At 42.9% G+C, this 18,813-nt stretch carries 28 protein-coding genes and 1 pseudogene; all 29 read right to left on the bottom strand.

Annotation, left to right across the window (positions count from 1 at the left end):
- Positions 1 to 57 precede the first annotated feature (57 nt).
- Positions 58 to 489: a GNAT family N-acetyltransferase gene (locus BCV73_RS00800; RefSeq protein ID WP_089545615.1), complete on the bottom strand. Its 432-nt coding sequence runs from the start codon at positions 487 to 489 to the stop codon at positions 58 to 60.
- Between the two features lie 80 nt (positions 490 to 569).
- A complete protein-coding gene (locus BCV73_RS00795; protein WP_089545614.1) occupies positions 570 to 995 on the bottom strand; it encodes a putative periplasmic lipoprotein in 426 nt (141 codons plus the stop codon).
- Position 996: 1 nt separating this feature from the next.
- Positions 997 to 1,431 (bottom strand): VOC family protein, encoded by a 435-nt coding sequence (locus tag BCV73_RS00790; RefSeq protein ID WP_089545613.1) that lies wholly within the window; start codon positions 1,429 to 1,431, stop codon positions 997 to 999.
- Between the two features lie 97 nt (positions 1,432 to 1,528).
- Entirely contained in the window at positions 1,529 to 2,569 is a 1,041-nt protein-coding gene (locus BCV73_RS00785; RefSeq protein WP_256992704.1) for an NAD(P)-dependent alcohol dehydrogenase, read from the bottom strand.
- 75 nt (positions 2,570 to 2,644) lie between these two features.
- The gene (locus tag BCV73_RS00780; protein ID WP_089545612.1) at positions 2,645 to 3,169 is read right to left on the bottom strand and encodes a DinB family protein; all 525 of its coding nucleotides are present in this window, start codon (positions 3,167 to 3,169) and stop codon (positions 2,645 to 2,647) included.
- Between the two features lie 33 nt (positions 3,170 to 3,202).
- Positions 3,203 to 3,892: a class I SAM-dependent methyltransferase gene (locus BCV73_RS00775; RefSeq protein WP_089545611.1), complete on the bottom strand. Its 690-nt coding sequence runs from the start codon at positions 3,890 to 3,892 to the stop codon at positions 3,203 to 3,205.
- 64 nt (positions 3,893 to 3,956) lie between these two features.
- Complete coding sequence (locus BCV73_RS00770) at positions 3,957 to 4,505, bottom strand: SMI1/KNR4 family protein (protein WP_089545610.1); 549 nt, start codon at positions 4,503 to 4,505, stop codon at positions 3,957 to 3,959.
- A gap of 119 nt (positions 4,506 to 4,624) precedes the next feature.
- Positions 4,625 to 4,921 carry a hypothetical protein gene (locus tag BCV73_RS35330; RefSeq protein ID WP_218828080.1) on the bottom strand — a complete coding sequence of 99 codons (297 nt, stop codon included), beginning with the start codon at positions 4,919 to 4,921 and terminating at the stop codon, positions 4,625 to 4,627.
- Positions 4,922 to 4,998: 77 nt separating this feature from the next.
- Complete coding sequence (locus tag BCV73_RS00760) at positions 4,999 to 5,367, bottom strand: VOC family protein (RefSeq protein WP_179231843.1); 369 nt, start codon at positions 5,365 to 5,367, stop codon at positions 4,999 to 5,001.
- A gap of 29 nt (positions 5,368 to 5,396) precedes the next feature.
- Complete coding sequence (locus BCV73_RS00755; RefSeq protein ID WP_089545608.1) at positions 5,397 to 5,840, bottom strand: VOC family protein; 444 nt, start codon at positions 5,838 to 5,840, stop codon at positions 5,397 to 5,399.
- A gap of 21 nt (positions 5,841 to 5,861) precedes the next feature.
- Positions 5,862 to 6,173, bottom strand: coding sequence for a hypothetical protein (locus BCV73_RS00750; protein ID WP_089545607.1), 312 nt, complete (start codon positions 6,171 to 6,173; stop codon positions 5,862 to 5,864).
- 55 nt (positions 6,174 to 6,228) lie between these two features.
- Positions 6,229 to 6,747 carry a DinB family protein gene (locus BCV73_RS00745; protein WP_089545606.1) on the bottom strand — a complete coding sequence of 173 codons (519 nt, stop codon included), beginning with the start codon at positions 6,745 to 6,747 and terminating at the stop codon, positions 6,229 to 6,231.
- 181 nt (positions 6,748 to 6,928) lie between these two features.
- The gene (locus BCV73_RS00740) at positions 6,929 to 7,435 is read right to left on the bottom strand and encodes a DUF6886 family protein (RefSeq protein WP_089545605.1); all 507 of its coding nucleotides are present in this window, start codon (positions 7,433 to 7,435) and stop codon (positions 6,929 to 6,931) included.
- A 13-nt stretch (positions 7,436 to 7,448) separates the two neighbouring features.
- Positions 7,449 to 8,294, bottom strand: a complete 846-nt coding sequence (locus BCV73_RS00735; protein WP_089545604.1) for a P-loop NTPase family protein — start codon at positions 8,292 to 8,294, stop codon at positions 7,449 to 7,451.
- Positions 8,295 to 8,360: 66 nt separating this feature from the next.
- Complete coding sequence (locus BCV73_RS00730) at positions 8,361 to 8,939, bottom strand: 5' nucleotidase, NT5C type (protein ID WP_089545603.1); 579 nt, start codon at positions 8,937 to 8,939, stop codon at positions 8,361 to 8,363.
- A 91-nt stretch (positions 8,940 to 9,030) separates the two neighbouring features.
- Positions 9,031 to 9,807, bottom strand: coding sequence for a Cof-type HAD-IIB family hydrolase (locus BCV73_RS00725; RefSeq protein ID WP_089545602.1), 777 nt, complete (start codon positions 9,805 to 9,807; stop codon positions 9,031 to 9,033).
- Between the two features lie 68 nt (positions 9,808 to 9,875).
- Positions 9,876 to 10,427, bottom strand: a complete 552-nt coding sequence (locus BCV73_RS00720) for a GNAT family N-acetyltransferase (protein ID WP_089545601.1) — start codon at positions 10,425 to 10,427, stop codon at positions 9,876 to 9,878.
- A 36-nt stretch (positions 10,428 to 10,463) separates the two neighbouring features.
- The gene (locus tag BCV73_RS00715; protein WP_089545600.1) at positions 10,464 to 10,904 is read right to left on the bottom strand and encodes a GNAT family N-acetyltransferase; all 441 of its coding nucleotides are present in this window, start codon (positions 10,902 to 10,904) and stop codon (positions 10,464 to 10,466) included.
- 41 nt (positions 10,905 to 10,945) lie between these two features.
- Positions 10,946 to 11,434, bottom strand: coding sequence for a DUF4830 domain-containing protein (locus BCV73_RS00710; RefSeq protein ID WP_179231842.1), 489 nt, complete (start codon positions 11,432 to 11,434; stop codon positions 10,946 to 10,948).
- A gap of 74 nt (positions 11,435 to 11,508) precedes the next feature.
- Positions 11,509 to 12,033 carry a DNA topology modulation protein gene (locus tag BCV73_RS00705; RefSeq protein WP_089545598.1) on the bottom strand — a complete coding sequence of 175 codons (525 nt, stop codon included), beginning with the start codon at positions 12,031 to 12,033 and terminating at the stop codon, positions 11,509 to 11,511.
- Positions 12,034 to 12,246: 213 nt separating this feature from the next.
- A complete protein-coding gene (comI, locus tag BCV73_RS35575; RefSeq protein ID WP_219930283.1) occupies positions 12,247 to 12,342 on the bottom strand; it encodes a competence inhibitor ComI in 96 nt (31 codons plus the stop codon).
- Positions 12,343 to 12,477: 135 nt separating this feature from the next.
- Positions 12,478 to 13,656, bottom strand: coding sequence for an alanyl-tRNA editing protein (locus BCV73_RS00700; RefSeq protein ID WP_089545597.1), 1,179 nt, complete (start codon positions 13,654 to 13,656; stop codon positions 12,478 to 12,480).
- Positions 13,657 to 13,817: 161 nt separating this feature from the next.
- A pseudogene (locus tag BCV73_RS36185) lies at positions 13,818 to 14,356 on the bottom strand (GNAT family N-acetyltransferase).
- A gap of 143 nt (positions 14,357 to 14,499) precedes the next feature.
- Positions 14,500 to 15,093, bottom strand: a complete 594-nt coding sequence (locus BCV73_RS00690) for a YdeI/OmpD-associated family protein (protein ID WP_089545596.1) — start codon at positions 15,091 to 15,093, stop codon at positions 14,500 to 14,502.
- Between the two features lie 104 nt (positions 15,094 to 15,197).
- Positions 15,198 to 15,686: an NUDIX domain-containing protein gene (locus BCV73_RS00685; protein ID WP_089545595.1), complete on the bottom strand. Its 489-nt coding sequence runs from the start codon at positions 15,684 to 15,686 to the stop codon at positions 15,198 to 15,200.
- A gap of 174 nt (positions 15,687 to 15,860) precedes the next feature.
- Complete coding sequence (locus BCV73_RS00680; protein WP_089545594.1) at positions 15,861 to 16,799, bottom strand: P-loop NTPase family protein; 939 nt, start codon at positions 16,797 to 16,799, stop codon at positions 15,861 to 15,863.
- Positions 16,800 to 16,933: 134 nt separating this feature from the next.
- Positions 16,934 to 17,575, bottom strand: a complete 642-nt coding sequence (locus BCV73_RS00675; protein WP_256992703.1) for an NUDIX hydrolase — start codon at positions 17,573 to 17,575, stop codon at positions 16,934 to 16,936.
- Positions 17,576 to 17,846: 271 nt separating this feature from the next.
- On the bottom strand, positions 17,847 to 18,395 hold the full coding sequence (locus tag BCV73_RS00670; RefSeq protein ID WP_089545592.1) for a GNAT family N-acetyltransferase: 549 nt from the start codon (positions 18,393 to 18,395) through the stop codon (positions 17,847 to 17,849).
- A 33-nt stretch (positions 18,396 to 18,428) separates the two neighbouring features.
- Positions 18,429 to 18,803: a VOC family protein gene (locus BCV73_RS00665; protein WP_089545591.1), complete on the bottom strand. Its 375-nt coding sequence runs from the start codon at positions 18,801 to 18,803 to the stop codon at positions 18,429 to 18,431.
- Between the last annotated feature and the right edge of the window lie 10 nt (positions 18,804 to 18,813).

Here is an 18,813-nt window from a genome sequence, read left to right as displayed (position 1 = left end):
TTGTATAAAAAACAAGCCCTTACGTTGCCTGAGCTTGTTGTCATTCCAATCATGCTCCTAAACTTGATAATCGATTAACTCTTTTATGAAGTAGTAATGCTTACTTCCTAGAGGTGCGTTCTCGATCACGGCCATTTCTTTATATCCATATTTCTTATAAAACTCTGGAGCCTGAAAGCTGAAGGTATTTAATTTAATGAAAGTACACTGCTTTGAGCGTGCAATTTCTTCAGCTTCTTCCAGTAACCTTTTCCCATGCCCGCTTCCACGATGCTCATCATCTACCCACAGAATATCAATTTCCATCCAGTTCCAGCATATCACACTGTTTAGGCCGGCTATGATGTGTTCCTCTTGATCCTTTACGCACAGGTTCATTTCTTCATAAATGCCATTGGGAACTTGTTTGGAGTTAAATTCAATCAATTTATTTCTTACGTAATTCGCTTCATCGGCTGTTCCTCTTTGTATGTTGGGGATTTCGGGCATCGTATCCTCCTGTTGGGTTCGTATTGTTAAACTGCGCTTAGAGCCAGGACGTCTATGATAAAGGTTCAGCGCAAGGAATCTCAGAAATCCCTCTCGCCGTCGATTAATTGTAATTTTAATTCGCTAACTTCTCCTAAGCTTTTTATCGTAAGTGTGTATTCCTTGTCTAGGCCTTCTTTTTTAAACAATTTCTGATTAAATTCCGAAGAGGCCTGAAAGCTTCTCACTCCCTGAAGTTTTTGGGGATACTGACTTTCCATGTTTACTCCATTTCCTTCAAGAGAATATTCAATCGGGGAATGCGTTTCATTTGGATCACCAATATCCTGAATATATAATGACTCAAAAATTGAATCCTTCGAACGAATTAGAGTTACTGTAGCAGCCCAATTATCATTTTTGCTGAAATACACGGCAATTCCATCCTGTGGCGTATGATTAGATTTTCCTGAGCTGCAGCCAACTAAGAAAGACAACATCAAACAGAACATGATCAGCTTCTTCACTTTAGGAATAACCTGCTTTCATTCGCTCCATGATCGGATGGCCTTCTTTCAATTGAAGCAAGTCCCACAGGTTCCCATACAGGTCTTTAAAGACGGCGACCATTCCATAGGACTGCTCTTTCGGCTCCCTCACAAATTTGATCCCTTTGGCGATCATATCGTTGTAATCTCTCCAGAAATCATCCGTATTCAGAAATAAAAACACCCTTCCGCCGGACTGATTGCCAATGAATGGTTCCTGTTCGGGTTTCGATGCCCTTGCGAGCAAAATGGTCGTACCTGCCGAGCCTGGAGGAGCAACGACGACCCAGCGCTTATCCTGTTCCGGCTGATACGTATCCTCGACTAACGTAAACTGAAGCTTTTTCGTATAAAAATCGATAGCCTCATCGTAATCCTTAACAACTAGCGCGATGTGCACGATGGATTGAATCATATCCTCTTCTCCTCCGATATTTTGTAACATCCCATGAAACATTGAATTCATTTTATATGGATTCCTAAAATTAACAAGGTTTTTCCTTAAAACATCCTTATTTCTCCGGAACGCCTCTGTCTATTCGAACGACCACCTTGCCTATAGCTCGACCTTGGCCGAAATACTCAAAAGCCTTGGCCGCATCCCCCAACGAATAAACCCGATCAATGACAGGCTTGACTTGACCCGTTTCCACCAAAGACCTCCAGATCAACTGGTCCTCATGGTTCGGCTTATGGATCAGCAATCCCAAGTTCTTTTTTTGAAGCTTAGCCGTCCACGGTGCAGTCAATAATGTCTGAAAAATACGCGGAAAGGGACCACCCACCATGACATAGGTGCCGCCCTGTTGGAGTGCGCGCTGGATCGCAAATACGGATCGGTTTCCGACCACATCGAGAATCAGATCATACCGCTTATCACCTACAGTAAAATCTTCATTCATATAATCCACAACATGATCCGCCCCCACGGAAAGCAGCGTTTCCAGCTTCTCGGCCCGATCTACGCCGGTTACCACTGCCCCATGCAGCTTGGCGTATTGAATCCCGAACGTGCCTACACCGCCGCCTGCTCCATTGATGAGAACGTGACTGCCTTTCGCTAGCTTTCCTTTATCGCGCAGTCCTTGCAAGGCCAGAACCGCTGCTTGAGGGATGGCTGCCGCCTGCTCGAAGCTTATGCCTTCCGGCTTCGGCGTCAGTGCTTTTTCGTCAGCGCAGACGTACTCTGCAAACCCTCCCCAGCCGCAGCCGGAAATATCCCCAAACACTTCATCGCCGGGACGAAACCGCTTGGCAGCCGCCCCCACAGCAATAACCCTTCCTGCAATGTCTGCACCTAAAATGCGGTAACGGGGCCTCCGCATCCCACCAATACGGTTCACAAACGGTTTTCCGCGCAGGAGATCCCAGTCCCAGGAGTTTACAGATGCGGCGTGGACCGCGATCAACATTTCATGTTCCTTGGGCTTAGGGATCTCCACCTCTTCAATCCGAAGAACATCCGGCTGTCCGTAAGTTTCATAGACAAGCGCCCTCATCGTACCTGTTCCTAAACTTGCTTGATGCTCTTTCGTCTCGATCCCGGTCTTCATGGCCGACACCATCCTACCTTCAAATTAGGGTTAAACGCTAAAGCGAGCTAGGCAGCTCTTCGAAAGCAGAAGAGCTCAGCTCCTTTTTAAAATGCCTAAATATGCACTCCACGGTCCAACGTCAGCTCGGTATCTCTCCGCCATCACCCGGACCATTTGCGCCATATGCGTAAAATCATGAACAACCCATGCAGAGAGGAGCTCCCTTAACTTCACGACGCCGAATTCCGGATGCAGACCGGTCTTTTCCAGATCGTGAGGATTGACGACTGCCCTCAGTTTGGATATGTTCGCCATTCTGAGGGTATGGAAGTCTGATAATGCCTCTTCAACGGTTCTCTCGGACGTGTCTTTCAAGTGGGCATAGCGGTCGAATACGGGAAACGGATTGTTTTCCCCTTCCGCAAGAATGGATTCCATCCGCGGGATCCAGTTATGCTTCTCCGCTTCTACGAGGTGCTCAACGACTTCAAGCGGGTTCCAGGTTCCTTCCCCTTCATTGCTATGCAGCCATCCCTCGGATAGACCGGATAAGAAGCGTTCCAAGGTTTGCGGCGTGCGCTCCAATATTTCGAGGGCTTCATTCAAATGGAAGTTCATATCAACACTCCTTTTGGCTATTTAAGCTCATCTTCAAAAATGCTTCCACCAGATCCCCGCACATTCCGGAACCGATGCCCACTGATTCTGAAGGATCCCATCAACAAGTTCTTGTCCGAAGAAAAACTCCGTATGATGAATGGCTTCTTCGATACTCCCAAAGTCATAATCGGTTCTGATCCATTGATGGTCAAATCCGTATTTGTCTTGAAGTAATGCATAATACGGCTGCAAAAATTCAGGAGGATGCGGCGTCTCATATCCCGTTCCCATCGTTTCAAAAATAATGATCGTTCCCTTAGGCCTTAACACCCGCTGCAGCTCGGCCATGATTTGTTCCATATTCTGTTCCCAATGATTATCTGACGCATCGGCCAGGTAACAAATACTCCATCCCGAGACAACCAGGTCAATGCTCTGATCGGGTAGGGGCAGCTCCCTATGGTCCGACACCACGGTTTTCCAATTCAACGGACCGTTCATCCCCTGCAGCTTGCTCTCCAAGATGTCCAGCATCGGACGGGAGATATCCGTGCAGATTAGAGATTTCGCCTCAGGTGCAATTACCGTCGATAATCGCCCCGCCCCTGCGCCTAAATCCAGCACGTCCAAATTTTTGAAAACTCTGATTGTATTGATGATGTCATAGAGATCAGGCTGACGGCTGACCATGGCGTCATACATGTTGGAGTGATTCGTATAGATAGGATCCTGGGTTGGCATAGGAAAAGGCTCCTCAAAAGTAGTATTTTTGTGCAAATGACAGTTCTTGAATATCAATGACAATTCATCTCGTACTGTAGTAGTTTTCTGGCGTGTAGATCGAATAGTTCCAAAACTTCGTACCTTGACTAATGACAAACCGGTCGAACCATAATTCAAAATTCATATGTAAAGGCCTGCCCTCAGAGAATTGGCTAATATGTCCTTTTACGAAGAGGTAATTCTTTTGTCCACGTTTAAATAAATTCAGGTCAATAAAGATGTTATCTTGATAAAAATAACCGATTTTTAAATATCCCTCGCATGGTTCCTCATATGTGAATTGCAATATTTCCTCTAGACTGTACAAATAATTCTCCCCGCCGTAATTGGGGTCATCGAATAATCTACATCCATTAGCAATCTTTAGAAATGCCACATAATCATCAGGTAATTGATAGCCTATACGATCCGAAAAAGCCGCCAGCTCGGCATCGGAAACGGGTTCATAAAAAATACATGTCGCTTCAGTAATAAAACCTTCCTCCAGCTGAAGGATAAGAACGTTATTGTTGGACTCTAACCTTTTCTTAAGTGAAGAAATCGTTCTCGCAATTATCGTGGATTCTTCCATCTCATCTCCTCCTACTACACCCTTCATTCGAGTCGATTAGCTGTACGATCTGATCCGCTGATAAAAAATACTTCTTTTTATTGTGATAGTTCAACATCGTCACTCCTGTTGCTAAATCATCATTTCCAATCTCTAAAATACGCTAGGATTTGAAAAGATTGATGCATCGCTTTCGAATTGATCTTTTCAAAATAAATGGGCTTTAATACAGGGTCGAAGTACATCAAAACCAGGGTTAATCCAATGATCAAGACGGAACTTCCCCAAGCAAGCTGAGCCCTTCGTATCCAAAAAACATTACCGGAAATCCACACCAGAGCGAGGAACAAGCAGCTTCCAATGATGAGATAGGCAGGCACATATCCCTCCATACACCAATAAAAAAGGCTGTACCAGTACATCCACACGAGCAGCATCAGCATATTATATGGAACTAGCGGTAACCTCTTTATCATTTTTGCAATCACCCTTTTGCAAATCTTTCAGGCAAAGGTTATGCCTTCGGATAGTCGCTCCATAATTCGATGATGTTCCCATCCGGATCATAAAATCCAAAAGACTTCCCCTGGTAATTCGATATCCGTCTGACTTCAATCCCATGATCTATCAGCCACTGCCTGGCTTGATCAATATCAGGAACGACAAAACCGTACGCAGCTTGCGGACCACTTGAATACGACATCTGTGAGTTTACCGCTTCTCCACTTACGATCAGCATGATCCGAATTCCCGTTGTTGACCTCATTTCCACGTACAAAGGATCTTCAAACGCAGTTTCAAAATGAAGATATTTGGCATACCATTCTACGGATCGTTCCAGATTCGTTACAGGGATATAAATGTAGCCACTCAACAATTCCATTAAACAACGCTCTCCTCTCTTGATATGGGTTACCTGCTTACAAAATCCTCTTTCAATTCGTCCTGTGGATCCCATATGGACCAAGCGGCCTCCAGCAGATTCCCCTCATGATCTCTAAAGTAAAAATATTTAGCTTCTCCATCTCCGAGAGTCTGCAAATCTTCGACCATCAGCCCCTTGTTCCTCATAAATTGATGGGTGTATTCAATGTCCGGACAGTTTATCGCCATGATCGGAAAAGGCTTGCCGTTCCTCCTAATTTCAAGCGGCTGCTTGTCTTCTGTTTCAATGAGCAGCAAAGCAATCGAATGTTGATGAGGATGGTGCAGCACGGCAATATAAGACCCACGGTCCTGAAACTTATTCATTAATTTGAAATCCAAGTTTTCCGTGTACCACGCAATAGATTCATCAATACGGGTTGTCGGAACATATACGTAGCCAATACGGGAGAAAGCAAATGTTGGACTCATTGGGCACACTCCTTTTTAGTCTTATTTTGGGTTTGAAGAATAATCAAAAAAGAGATTAAGAATCCCGAAGGCTTTTATTTCAAAATCCATATTTCCTTCAGAATACTTATCCCTCACCTGTATATAAATCCCCGCGTGCATAATATATCTCGAATTCCACTTAACCTCGGCTTCTTGTCTCTTGCACCCCATGTCCGGTCCGGTATTCACGCATACGATGCCGTGTTCCGAGGAAAGCCATTTCGTGTAATCTTCCTCATTTGGACAGGTCACCACAAAAACTATCAATACAGCTCCAACCAGGCCAAGGGCCCACTTCATAACATTATTCATCATACCTCCTTAGACTCTTAAAACATTTCTCTCCACCAGCTGCTTTGCCTTGAATTCACTTTTCTTTATACCACTTTCGAAGCAGATTAATATGCGCCTGATGATAGCGGTTATGGTCGGCCATATGCCATATCCCCCAGCGTATCGTTGCCTGCTTCTCATTTTCATGTCCAAAAGTGACGGTTTTCTCAAGATCTGCATCGGTTAGCTGCGTACATGCCTCTTTCAGCATGCCTAATACACCGTCATATTGAGTCATAAGTGTATTCAAAGACACTCCTTGGACCATCGGTAACCTGCCATGCTCATCGATCATGGGGCCATACTGCTTTTGAAGTGACTGCGGAAGTGGGAGCCCCTTTATTCTGTAGACCCAGTTCAGATCAACATACATGAGGTGCCTGATTAACTGAGCTATGCTGTTGAACTTGTTATCGGGCCCCTTATAATCCATCTCTTCTTGCAGCATACCGTTCGTGATAGATTGCAGTCGTTGGATGTTCTCTTTTACCGCAGAAAATAAGATTCCCACCATTGGCGCCATGTTGGCCCCACCTTTTAAGTCGTAGAGCATCCTGGCTCCTCCTTGACGATATTCGAAATCCTTCCTCTTCCGCTCTTCTTTATGAAATAACCCAGCCATAGAACACTTTTATTCTAGGCTGGGTCGTTTGTTGTCTGGAGCTTTTTCCATGATTATACATGTAGATGACCAATAGGAGAAAGCCCCCTGGCGACTGAAACCTTTTAACTTATTATTCTTGTCTTGCATTTCTCATACGGATCATGGAAAAGTTGACGGTGGACTTCAATATTTGTTCTCGCAGGGGCTGTAACGATGGAGTGATCCTTAGCTCTATACCCTCATTCAGAATCGCAGTGATCAAATCGTCGATTCTCTCTACTTCCATTGGTATAACCGGACGTCTTGATACATAGTATCCCGCATTCTCTTCTTCCAACTCGAAATCTGCCGCATCCAAAGTGTAACGATAGATAGAACCCTTTTTTACCCGTTCATACCACCCGGTCTCAATGGCTATTATCCGGCTAGTTTTCGACATTCCAAAAAAACGTTCATTATCCATATTACTTGTATCATCCTTTGGCCAAATGCAGACTCTGGGGCATGCTCGTGGAAAATAATAATGCGCCGCATGGTACTCATCGATCGTCCAGACTTTTGCATCGGTTTGATCGTATATGATCCGAGGTTCAAAGACTTGGATGCCAGGTTCTTCGCTAAAATGAAACAGCTTCATATGTATTCCCCCTTCATCGCACTACTTCCAAAAACCCCCTTACCTCCTGTAACACAGGTTCCCAATCAAATTCCGTATTATTTATCGTTAATTTATCGATTTTCAAATGATCCATGATGTCTAATTCATATTCCTTTCGTACCTTCAGCACCTCACAAAGACCATCCACACCGTGATATCCCTTTGCCTTACCGAATCCCTGCTCTGTGAAATACCAGGTAATATGGCGCAGCCAATCATCCGATCGTTCCAGAGTGACTCTGCTGATGGTTGACCTTATATCGTCTTGATAAAAGTAAATGATTTTAGGATGTAAAGGTTGAATAATCATTTCTATTCTCTTTATAAAATCAGTAATCACTTGCTTTGGCTGATTGAACCGCCCGAACATCATAGTCAGCGGATTCTGCAAAAAACAGCATTCTAATATGACGGTTCCTTCCGCCTTTTGAGCATGGCTAACGAACTCTTCCCATCTTTCAATGACGAGCTCTTGATATCGATCCAACGATCCATTGTATACATCTAATCCGGCTAACTCATCGATGAGGCTTTTATATTGGTCGATAGGTATTTGTTGCTGTAATTTGCCGTAGTAAATCAGCCGGTATAGCCTTACCGTCTGAGTGAATTGATTTATTATATCGCCCAATTCAGGGTACTTATTTTTCAACACTTCATACTCATTAAAGTCCAAACAAGCCACGGACTCATAATCCGCCGGATGATTCAAATCCCCTTCAAGAAACATTTGGTTGCTTATACCCTGTGTATCCAGCAGCCCCTTAATATATCGAGCTGTAGAGGTTTTACCCGATCCGGGTATACCTTCCACTAGAATTAATTTGGTTTGGGTCAAGATGATGTCTCCTTTTTTTAACTCGTTTCTTTTTTGCGAATTTTGGAGCAGACTGGAGCAGGACAATTACGATGGTTTCGATTTTGCGTGGGAATTCTTTTGTAAATAATCAATGTGCGTCTTGACCTCACTCCAGTTCACAGCACGATAAACAAACTCATGCTTAACGAATCGGTTATATGGCTGCTCGTATAAAATGACAGGCATACCCCTTTGTGCAAACTCTTCTGCATAATGAGGGCCGTCATCAATCATCACTTCGACTTGGAGCTTCATGCATTCCTTAAGTTTATCCTCAATAAATACGATATTGTTGTATGGAACGCTATGGTGTTCGAGCCATTTAACGGTAACATCCCGGAACTGTGTTGGTCTTGCGGTAATGATTGAAATGGTATGGTGTTTAAAAAGCGAGGCCAGCGTTTGTATGGCTTGAGGATACGGGGATGAATTCCAGTGAATATCATATCCATGTTTATGATAAATCACATCGCTCTCCGTCTTGTCCCAGCCGTACATTTTGTATAGATAAAAATCATTAACATCTTCATGGGTTAAGGTTAATCCCGATGCTTTATTGTAATATTGCAAATGGGCAGTAGTTGCATCAAGTAGGGTATTATCCAAGTCGACACCGATATGCATAACGTTCTCCCTCTCTTTTTAAGCGGAGTCCTAGGATCCATCATTCCCATCTTCAATGTTGTTCTTCGATCCTTTTCCATCCCCTGTAAAATCAAATAATGCCAAATTTCGATAAAGCGTAATGTATTCCATCTTCACTTGCTTTTTTCGTAACGAAATTTGCTTTCATTTTCAACTTATCCGCACTATTTCCCATAGCAATTCCCATACCTACGTATTCTATCATCTCAATGTCATTTCCACCGTCTCCAAATGCGATGGCATTAGCCTTATCGATTTTATAATAATCTAGCACTTTTTTGACAGCAGTTAATTTAGAAACATCTGTTTGTTCGAGAACATTCAGGACATAATTATGAAAACGTTCAAAGCGTAGACTAGGGAAGTAATCTATAAATTTTTGAGCTTCACTCTCATCCGCATACAAACAAATACAATATATCTCTTCTAACAATAAGGCTATTTTCTCGGGATATAATGTCAGACCTAATGTTTCTTCTAATGCCTTCTTTACACGATCATCTTCTGCCCCAAGTCCGTTCATCGAAATCACATCAGTGAAATAAGATATGCTGTGTCCGTTTATTTGAGCAAATTCCGATAAATCACGAACGGTTTCTGCTGATAGGAGTGACTTGTGAATAACGTTATTTCCGGATTTAACTAGAGCTCCATTTGCTGAGATAATAGTATCAATCCCGAGCTCCATAAGCTCTTCGCATAGATTATGTGGTCTTCCTGTTGCGATTGCCACCTTAATCCCTTTATCATGCAATTTATTTATCGACTCTCTCGTACTGTTCAGCAAAGTCCTGTCAATTTCACTTAATAGAGTTCCGTCGACATCACAAAATACAATTTCATACATATTTATCTCCTTTTATTAGAACATTTACCACTTTAGTCATATAGCCTGCTCTCGCAAGACCTTACTGGTCATGGCTGATTTAGCTCCTCGTATTCTCTTTTCAAAATACTCATATAAATGGTATCTGAGTAACGTCCATGGATAAAAATCTTTTCCCGTAACCGTCCTTCTTCCTTAAATCCACATTTTAAATAACATTTGTATGCTCTCTCGTTAAAATCATGAACTTCTAACTGCAATCGATTCAAATTCAATCTGTTAAAAACAAACTCCTGCAGCAACTTTATTGCCTCCGTACCATATCCCCTGCCAAGATGCTCTTTTATTCCAATGACAATGCCAAGCTCAGCTGATCTATTTTTCCAATCTAATCGAAACAAATCAATTTGCCCGATATACTCCTCGGTATTTTTGTCTGCTATGATAAATCCTTTTTGTTCCGTTGTTCCCTCAAGTATTGAATTTAAGTATTGCTCTGTCCCATTTAAAGTATGTGGAAATAAGAAAATATCCGATAGATTATCGACGATCTCTGGGTCATTACACCACTTTCTCATAAAAGTTAAATCTTCTTTTCTGTACTCTCGCAGAACAATCCGGCTGCCAATAAGTTGCGGCATCGCGACACATCCTTCAGATTTTTTGTCATCCCTTCTTCAAGACAAATGCTTCCGATACCCCTCGACCTTCTCATCTTTAAATCCTAATTTCTCATAAAAGGCATGGGCTTCCTTTCTCTGCCCACCGGACACAAAAATAACATAATTACAGTCTCTCTCCAGTCCTATGGCCTCGATATTCATCATGAGCTGCTTCCCTATGCCAAGCCTGCGAAAACGATTTGAAACCACCACGTTCTCAATGACCATGAAGGGTTTGCACTCTCCGACAAGATCCTGGCACACAATTCCCATAACGGACCCTGCCAGCTCCCCATCCTTAAACGCTCCCAGAATATGATAGTCCCCCTTGGCTTGGATGATATCAAATACTTTGACCATCTTTTCGTAATTGTTAGGCTGATGATCCATGAGCTCCTCGTACAGACGGCATAGGTCATTCAAGTCGGCTTTCGTTATTTCTCTTATAGTAATCATTGAACAGTTTCTCCTTGCTTTCAAAAGTAAAAGGCCACTACTTATTTACTGTCTGGTTTTATAATACGTCCTATTACAAATTGCTTGTTGGAATCATTGGCATCGAACATCGGTGTGGTTTGGCCAGGGTGAACTTCGATCACTCCATCCGGTTGCAGCACCTCATGATTAAAATCTAGATAGCCTCCGATGACCTTTCCTTCGGATTCTAAAATATAGGCAACAATCTGATTATATAGATCCGTTTTTTCCTTAAGGACATAACCCGTCTCTACAACCTCCTTGTTAAAAAACGGTGCCAAATCAATGTTCCCTTCCGTTCGGATAGTATCGACATGATCCTTATAACTCTGCAATGTTTTTGCTTCATATTTTGTTTCCGATGCAAAGCGCTCCGCCTGCCAGCCAAATTTTTGCAAATAGTCTGTGTGCATTGGGTTATAAAACGGCATATATTCTTTCTTTTCTTCTTTGCACCCTGTAAGTACGAGGACAATCAGTATAACTAAAATAATCGTCTTCGATCGCAAGGAATGACCTGCCTCCTTACATTTGGTTTCCCACATATATATTGATGATACCGCATATATAACACAAAATTCACCTAAATTTTCCTATTATACTTCACCTGATCCAAAAACTCCTGTACCTCTTTCCTCGACTTTAATATGACGACTTGTTTTCGACCCTTTACCTGTTCGAGCGCTTCCATGACCTTGGATCGGCTTCTTTTCTTATAATTCCAGACCCAAATAAAAAAAGCCCAATCCAGTTTTTCGGGGCATTCCTCGTTTAGATCGAGTCGAGTTTTTCCATGATATCGGATTCGTCTTTTCATGATCCTATAAATGCATAAGAGTCTGGGCATATCTAAAAATATGACGGCATCCGCTTCACTCAAACGAATACCTAAGGTTCTGGTGTAATTTCCATCGATAATCCATTGATCTTCGCTTACAGCATCCTTTACAAATTCATCCCATTCGTCATTTACGGTTGGAGTCCAGTTCGGTTTCCAATAAAATCGGTCCAGATGAACAACAGGCAATGATAGAATCTCACCTAACCTTCGAGATAAGGTAGATTTACCGGAGCCGGCTGAGCCGATGATCGCGATTCGATTCGTCAAGGGTTATCGTCCTTTCGTTGAAGGTCATTTTTATTCAACATCCCCTTATATAAGACTCTTTTGGGTTCACTTCTTTTTCCAATTATGTTATCATACTGTATAAAGAAGCCGAGTGCGGGAACACTCGGCTGAACAATTGGCTTGGATGGTTTTATTCCCTTCTAAGCGATTAGAATAAAAACCCACCTTTGGCGCTAACCTTGGGGTGGGTTTTTACTTTCTCTTGTTGTTCGAATTGATGTATGTTAAAAGTGCAAGGATAAACGATCCAAATAGAAACATGATCGTCAACGCATCTTTAACCTCCATGGCTTCACCTCCTTTCGAAGGGAAACCATGCCCACCCAAGATTCAATTGTCTTTCCCTATTATACCATCATCTACCAATAGTATGAAGAACAATTGTTCGGTATTTAAAAGTGGTTTGGGACCCTGTTAATTTCCTCAATCCACCGACTCCAATAACTCCCCCGCAAAATGGTAAAACGCCTTCGCATCCTCCCCGTTGGCAAAGCCGGCCTGCGCCATTTTGTCGCTGCCTCCGCCCTTACCGCGATAATCGGCCAGATGCTGCTTGAATAGCGCACCGCAGGCAAGTTTGCTATCCCCTCCCCGGGCGAGAAGCACCTTATGGTCCGCCCCCGATACAAAAAGCACGATCACATCCGCTTGCTCAGTAAGTTTGGCCGCCAGGTTCTGCATATCTTTCAGCGGCTTGTCCGCAAATGCATGCTTGATCAGGCTGCCCTGACGGTCAGCTAGCAGCTTATCAGCCAGGTAAGCGTCATTCTCAGCTTTTACCGCGGTTAATTCAGCTTGGAGCTGCTTCTGCTCCTGATCCCATTTTGCAATCCGGTCCATAATTTCTTCCTTGGCAGTATTGAACCGGGCCGACAAGCTGCCGAGAATCTCCATGCCGGCATTAAATTCTCTGAGCGCCCGATAGCCGCATTTAAAATAAACACGCGTATGCCCCTTCTGCTTCTCCGCTCGCAGTAGTTTGATCATCCCGATCTCTCCCGTTGCGGAGACATGCGTACCGCCGCAGGCGTTATACTCGATGCCTTCAATCTCAACGATCCGAATATTATCGGTCACCTTCGGCTGCTTCACCAGAGGCAGGGCCGCTGCCTGCTCCTGATTCACAAAATAACTCTTTACTTTTCGATTCAAGTAAATCTGATCGTTCATTTCCAGCTCCAGCATCATCAGCTCGTGCGGAGGCAGATCGGACCGTGCGATATCAATGGTGGCGTAATCCTCACCTAAGTGGAAGCTGAGCGTCTCCGCTTTACACACCTCCAGACACATCGCCGACAGCAAGTGCTGGCCGCTGTGATGCTGCATATGGTCGAATCTTCTGTCCCAATCCAATCGGCAGCGAACGTCTTCTTTTTCAGGAAAACGCTCGACTTTATGCAGGATTTCTCCTTCCTCCAGAACGACATCTAGCACCGGGATCGTATCGATCCACCCCAGATCACAAGGTTGCCCACCGCCGTGAGGATAAAAGGCTGTCTCCTCAAGGATCACATAAGTTCCGTCTTCCCGCTCCACTTTGCGCGCCATGCGCGTCTCCCACTCCCGGGTATATGCAGATTCGTAATATAGCTTTTTCGTCATGTTCTTGTCCTCACTGTCCTGTCATGGTTAAATTCACTTTAAATCCAGCTTACTATAAAACGGTCCCCCTGCGCCAAATCCTTCTGAAAAAGAAAAAACCGTCTGCAATCATCCCAACAGAACGGTCTCCATGATATGTTAGAACATTTTTGCACGATCGGTTATGTCGCAACCCCATGCTGTATGCCTCCACTGCTTTCCAAAAAATCAGACCGCTCCACACTATACAAATCATAGCGCTGCTGCGAATGGTTAATCGATTGATAGACCTGCTCGTAGCGTTCATTGGCTATTTTGACGTATGGCAGCTTTTCCACTGCTTTCTTCGACCGGATGTTTTGGGTTCGGATCTTCAAAAAGATCGTTTCAATCTCCTGTCCAAGAAACAATTCAGCTAAAAACGCCTCCTTTGCGCGTTGGTTATACCCTTTTCCAAAATAAGGGGCCCCAATCCAAGTAGCTAGGAAACCAGTTCGATGATGGATATGAATAGATCAATGGTGCCGATGGGGTGACCGATCTCGTCAAGAATCGTTCTGGAGATGCACGTCCCCTGCTCTTCCTCAACGATCAACTGCTTGGTGATGAATAAGTATTCCTCATACGATTGGCATGGATAACGGACATAGGGAAAAACGGCCGGATCCGTCATCAGGTTGTACAGTGCATGGCATTCGTGCAAATCACGTTGTTTTAACATGTCATCGCCACCCTAGTCCTTGTGATTAGCTATACTCAGATTTAAGTATATAAAAGGACTTGGAGGATTGGATGAATGCTGCATTTTCCAGATGTAAAATCCGTCTTAAAAACTGAATTTGGCTATGCCCTTTCTGCTGGGTTTTACCGATCGTTCAATCCCTTGCCATCGAGGATTTGCTGTGTACATTTTTCGACCCGGGACTCCCGGGTTTTGGATTGCTTGGGCGCCGAAAAATAATACACGTACGCTCTTTGCCGCCCCGGCGTCAATGCCTCAAAAGCAGCTTTCAAGGCAGGGTTTTCATCTAGTTTATGTTGAAACTCTTCGGGAATATCGAGGTGTGTCTCGTTCATGATATCCTCTTTCACACCGGATTGTTCGACTTCAATGGCTTCCGCAATATAAGCCCTCAAGACGGGTTCCAGGTCGACGATTTCTTGGGTATCGTTAAACCGGATCTGACGCCCTACTTTCGTATTCTCACCGGTTTTAACCAGAATGCCATGGGGATCTTGTAACATGTAACCTTTGAAAAACAGAAGTGCCAAGTAGGCTTTAAATCCTTGGATGATCACGATGTTTCGCCCCTGTGACGTGTAACAAGGTTTGCCCCACTTTAATTCTTCGGTAAGCCCGCAATCAAGCAAAATCTCTCTCAATTTCTCCGTTTCTTCAAGCCACATCGTGGCTCTGCCTACAAATGCATCTACTTTGGGATTCATTTTATTTTCCATGGTTATGCTCGTTCCTTTTCTCGCAGCGGTTTTGGTATATATCCATATTTGTTTACAGAAAGCTGGTGTCTGATACAGGGGAGAAAGTCTACCATAAATGAATCTTACAATGGGTTGGGTAGATAGTAATGATAAGTTCTATAATTGTTGTTTGTCCTGATTGTATTCCCAGCATATAAACCATTCTTGGTTTCCCACGCTGTCGTAATGATGCTCTTACTCAACTCAATAATCTCATTTGAGCTTTTCACATCTTCAATGTGCCAATATTTCATGTCAGCTATTTCTACTTCATCTTTTATCATGGATCCTGAGTCCAGTTCCATTTCAAAAACAATGTACAAACTCGCTTGTATTTCACCATTTCGTTCTTGTGTTCCGGAGCGGAGACATACGACTCGACCTGATTTGGTTACTAAACCCGTTTCTTCTTTAAACTCTCTTTCAGCAGCTTCTTCAATGGATTCTCCTTGTTCAGCGAAGCCACCTGGAATCATCCACATTCCTCGATTAGCACCATAATCAACCTTTACCAGCAGAACGGATTGATTGTTAAATAAAATACCACCCGCTGAAATAGAGAAATGATTCATATACACCCTCCTGAAGGATCATTTGACTGTGAATTTACCATATAGAGGAAGATGTATACCAATACATAAAACAAATGAAGATGATCGTTCTGTCCTATAAGTATATTCAATTTGCTTGATTTCTCATATAGCGTTCCCAAGAAATAGACGCAATGCGTTTTTCAGGGGTGTCTTTTATGAGATCCTCTCAAAAACGGTCCCCTCATCGTTTCGGTTAGCATACCAATCCTTTTCAGTTATCAGTAAACCAGTGACATTCGTTTGATCTGTAATAAATCTTACAGTTACGCAGATATCATCCAGATAAAATTGATCAGTGTCCTTCGGCTTCAACCTTTTATCCCCAAAAATCCACAATCCATCATGGATGAATTCTACTGAAATCTGGAGATCCATTTCCTGATGATGATATAAACCTGAGTATTTTCTGAGCAATGAAGTTTCAAGAACGGGATCGGGCACATATTTCATATTGAAATTTTCAAGCGCTTGTTTTTGATACGTCTCGTAATCTGCGGAGGAGTTCTCGATGATCTCAACCGGGATTTTCAATTCCCGAACAATCTCATTGGCAATTTCGGCATATTCCAAAAAGAATGAGATGTGCGACTCGGGACCTTGCTCTTGCCGGTTTCTAAAGTAGGGCTCGTCTTTATATTCCTCATGTTTTCGCAGCAAATACTCTCCACCGCCGCGCTGCTCGATCATTTTGTTAACGGCTGCCAATACATCCTTCTGGTAAAAGTAGATCAAATTACAATGTTCCTTACCCAACCGATCACTCACTTTATGTACCAATGACTTAATAAGCTCTCTTTCCGCTTCTTTATGGAGCAAATGAACCATCGGGCTCTGCAAAAATGCGGATTCCATCACGACCACTTCTTCTTTAGGAAAATGATCCAGAAACTTAGACCATCGATCATAATAAGCTTCAAGGAACAATTCATTATTTTCATGACCGGTAAACTCGATAATCGGGTGATCATAAGTGCTTTCAAGATATAATCCGCAAGGGATTCCATTTCGTTCAAATTGATTGGCCAAAAATCGGGCAAATGTGGATTTCCCTGAGCCAGGAATGCCTTCAATGAGTATAAGATTCTTCTTCATGGAATCATCCTATTGAGCGAACACGCCAAATCAGTAATACAGTCAAAAGGATAAGACATGTTGTTCATCCTTTCTACGAGTTCAGTTTTTTTGACTTTTCTTCTGCCAAAACACCTTTGGGTAAGCAACAACCCTCAGTCGGGCTGCAGCGCGAATACCATGTTATCTGATGTATGACCTTTTCTGAACTGCTCACGAAAATACCAATCATGTATCTTTTCTTTATCTGTCATTTGATCCATGTCCTTGTTCAATTCAATCAATATATCGTGTGCCCATTTGTCATTTTCATAAAAACAACGGTGTTCATAGCAGTTTGCGTCGTCTATAAAACGATGTATGCTTTTCGGAATGATATCCGCGATCCCGTTATTTTCCGGGTGCATAATCCACTCCAAGCTCTTCCAGTCCAGGATTCCTTCTGGTGTCTTTATGGGAGTCTCATAGATGAAATCGGACGGTAACTCAGCGAAATAAGCATATATCCCGCCGGTTAACTTACCATCTGCAATCCAAGTTACAATACCCTTAAAATCAATGGAATCCAGGGAAATTCCTGTCTCTTCCTCGACCTCTCTCAGCGCAGACTCTCTTGGCGATTCGTTCTCTTCAATTTTTCCGCCCACGCCATTCCACCTTCCCATCCAACTCGGCTTTTCCCGGTTAAGGAGCAGGATCTGATCGTTTTGTTTAAGGAAGCAAATGTTGTATTTAAACATGGATAACCGCCTTTCAGATAACGTATAAAGAGGTTTCACAAACCAAGGATTAATCACGCAATTAAAACCACCTTATGTGACGAAGTTGCCATTTCCTTTTATCTTTCAATCCAACTTTCTGTTCCTAAAATGAATCCAACACTTTGATACTTTTTTCATTATGTTATTATATAAGTAATAAGACCAAGTGCAGCAACACTTGGTCAGTACAATTAGCTTGGATGGTTTATTCCCTTCTGAGTCGAATATGAACAAAACCCACCTTCGGCCTCAACCTTTGGGTGGTTTTTTACTTTCTCTTGTTGTTATTATTGATGTATGTCTTCTGCTAACCTACTTGATAATCCTTCTTAAGCAATGCAAATATGGCAGTATCAACAAACCGGTTCCTCCAATAAAAATGTTCCTTCAATATCCCTTCTTCGCTAAACCCGGCTTTCTCAAGCACCTTCCTTGAATTCACATTCCCCGGTTCAACGAATGCTTCGATCCGGTTTAATCCAAATTCGCGGAACCCGAATTCAATCACCTTCTGAATGGCCTCGGTCATAAAGCCCTTTCCCCAGTAATCTGGAGTCAGTTCATATCCAATTTCGGCTTTAAAATGATGTTTCATCCAACCATGATATCCACATGTGCCAATGACACGGTCTTCAGATTTTAAAGTAATCCCCCAGCGAATGCCTAGATTTTTCTCAAATCTTTGCTGCCACCTATCAATTAATTCCTCGGCTTGTTGTACATTCGTAAAGCTCTCCACATCATAAAATTTTGTTACTTCATCCAAGGAGAAATAATGAAAAAGGTCGCCTGAATCCTCTGGTGTAATCTGTCTTAGAACCAATCTTTCCGTTTCCAATATGGGAAATGGGGTCATCCCGTCTTCTCCCTTCAGTTTGAGTAACGTAACTTATCCCCCGAACGCAATTCTATACCCATCAATGTCTTGAATCGTAAATTCACTAAAAAAATCATTCAAATCCGGACCTTGCACAATAGGGATTCCTTTATCCTTGATCTCTTCTAGCAATTGTCGAACATCTGTATAACAAAAAGCATCAAAATACAGTCCACCCTTAACTGAAGAAGAGGGTCTTACATCTTCCGGATCAGCTGCTTGATGAAGAATAAAGGTTACTTGATCTCTTGTCATATGTACATGTTGGACAACCGGACCACCAACGAGTTCATAACTGAAACCCAGCTTCTTATAAAAATCGATTGATTTTTCAATATCCCTCACAAGTAAGACCATAGATGGTCCGGAAAATGCAGCCTGATTCATCTTCGAATAC

Source organism: Paenibacillus sp. SSG-1 (genome assembly GCF_002224835.1).
Lineage (GTDB): Bacteria > Bacillota > Bacilli > Paenibacillales > Paenibacillaceae > Paenibacillus_AQ > Paenibacillus_AQ favisporus.
Note: the sequence above shows the minus strand (reverse complement) of the source record. Positions and strands in the feature narration are given on the sequence as shown.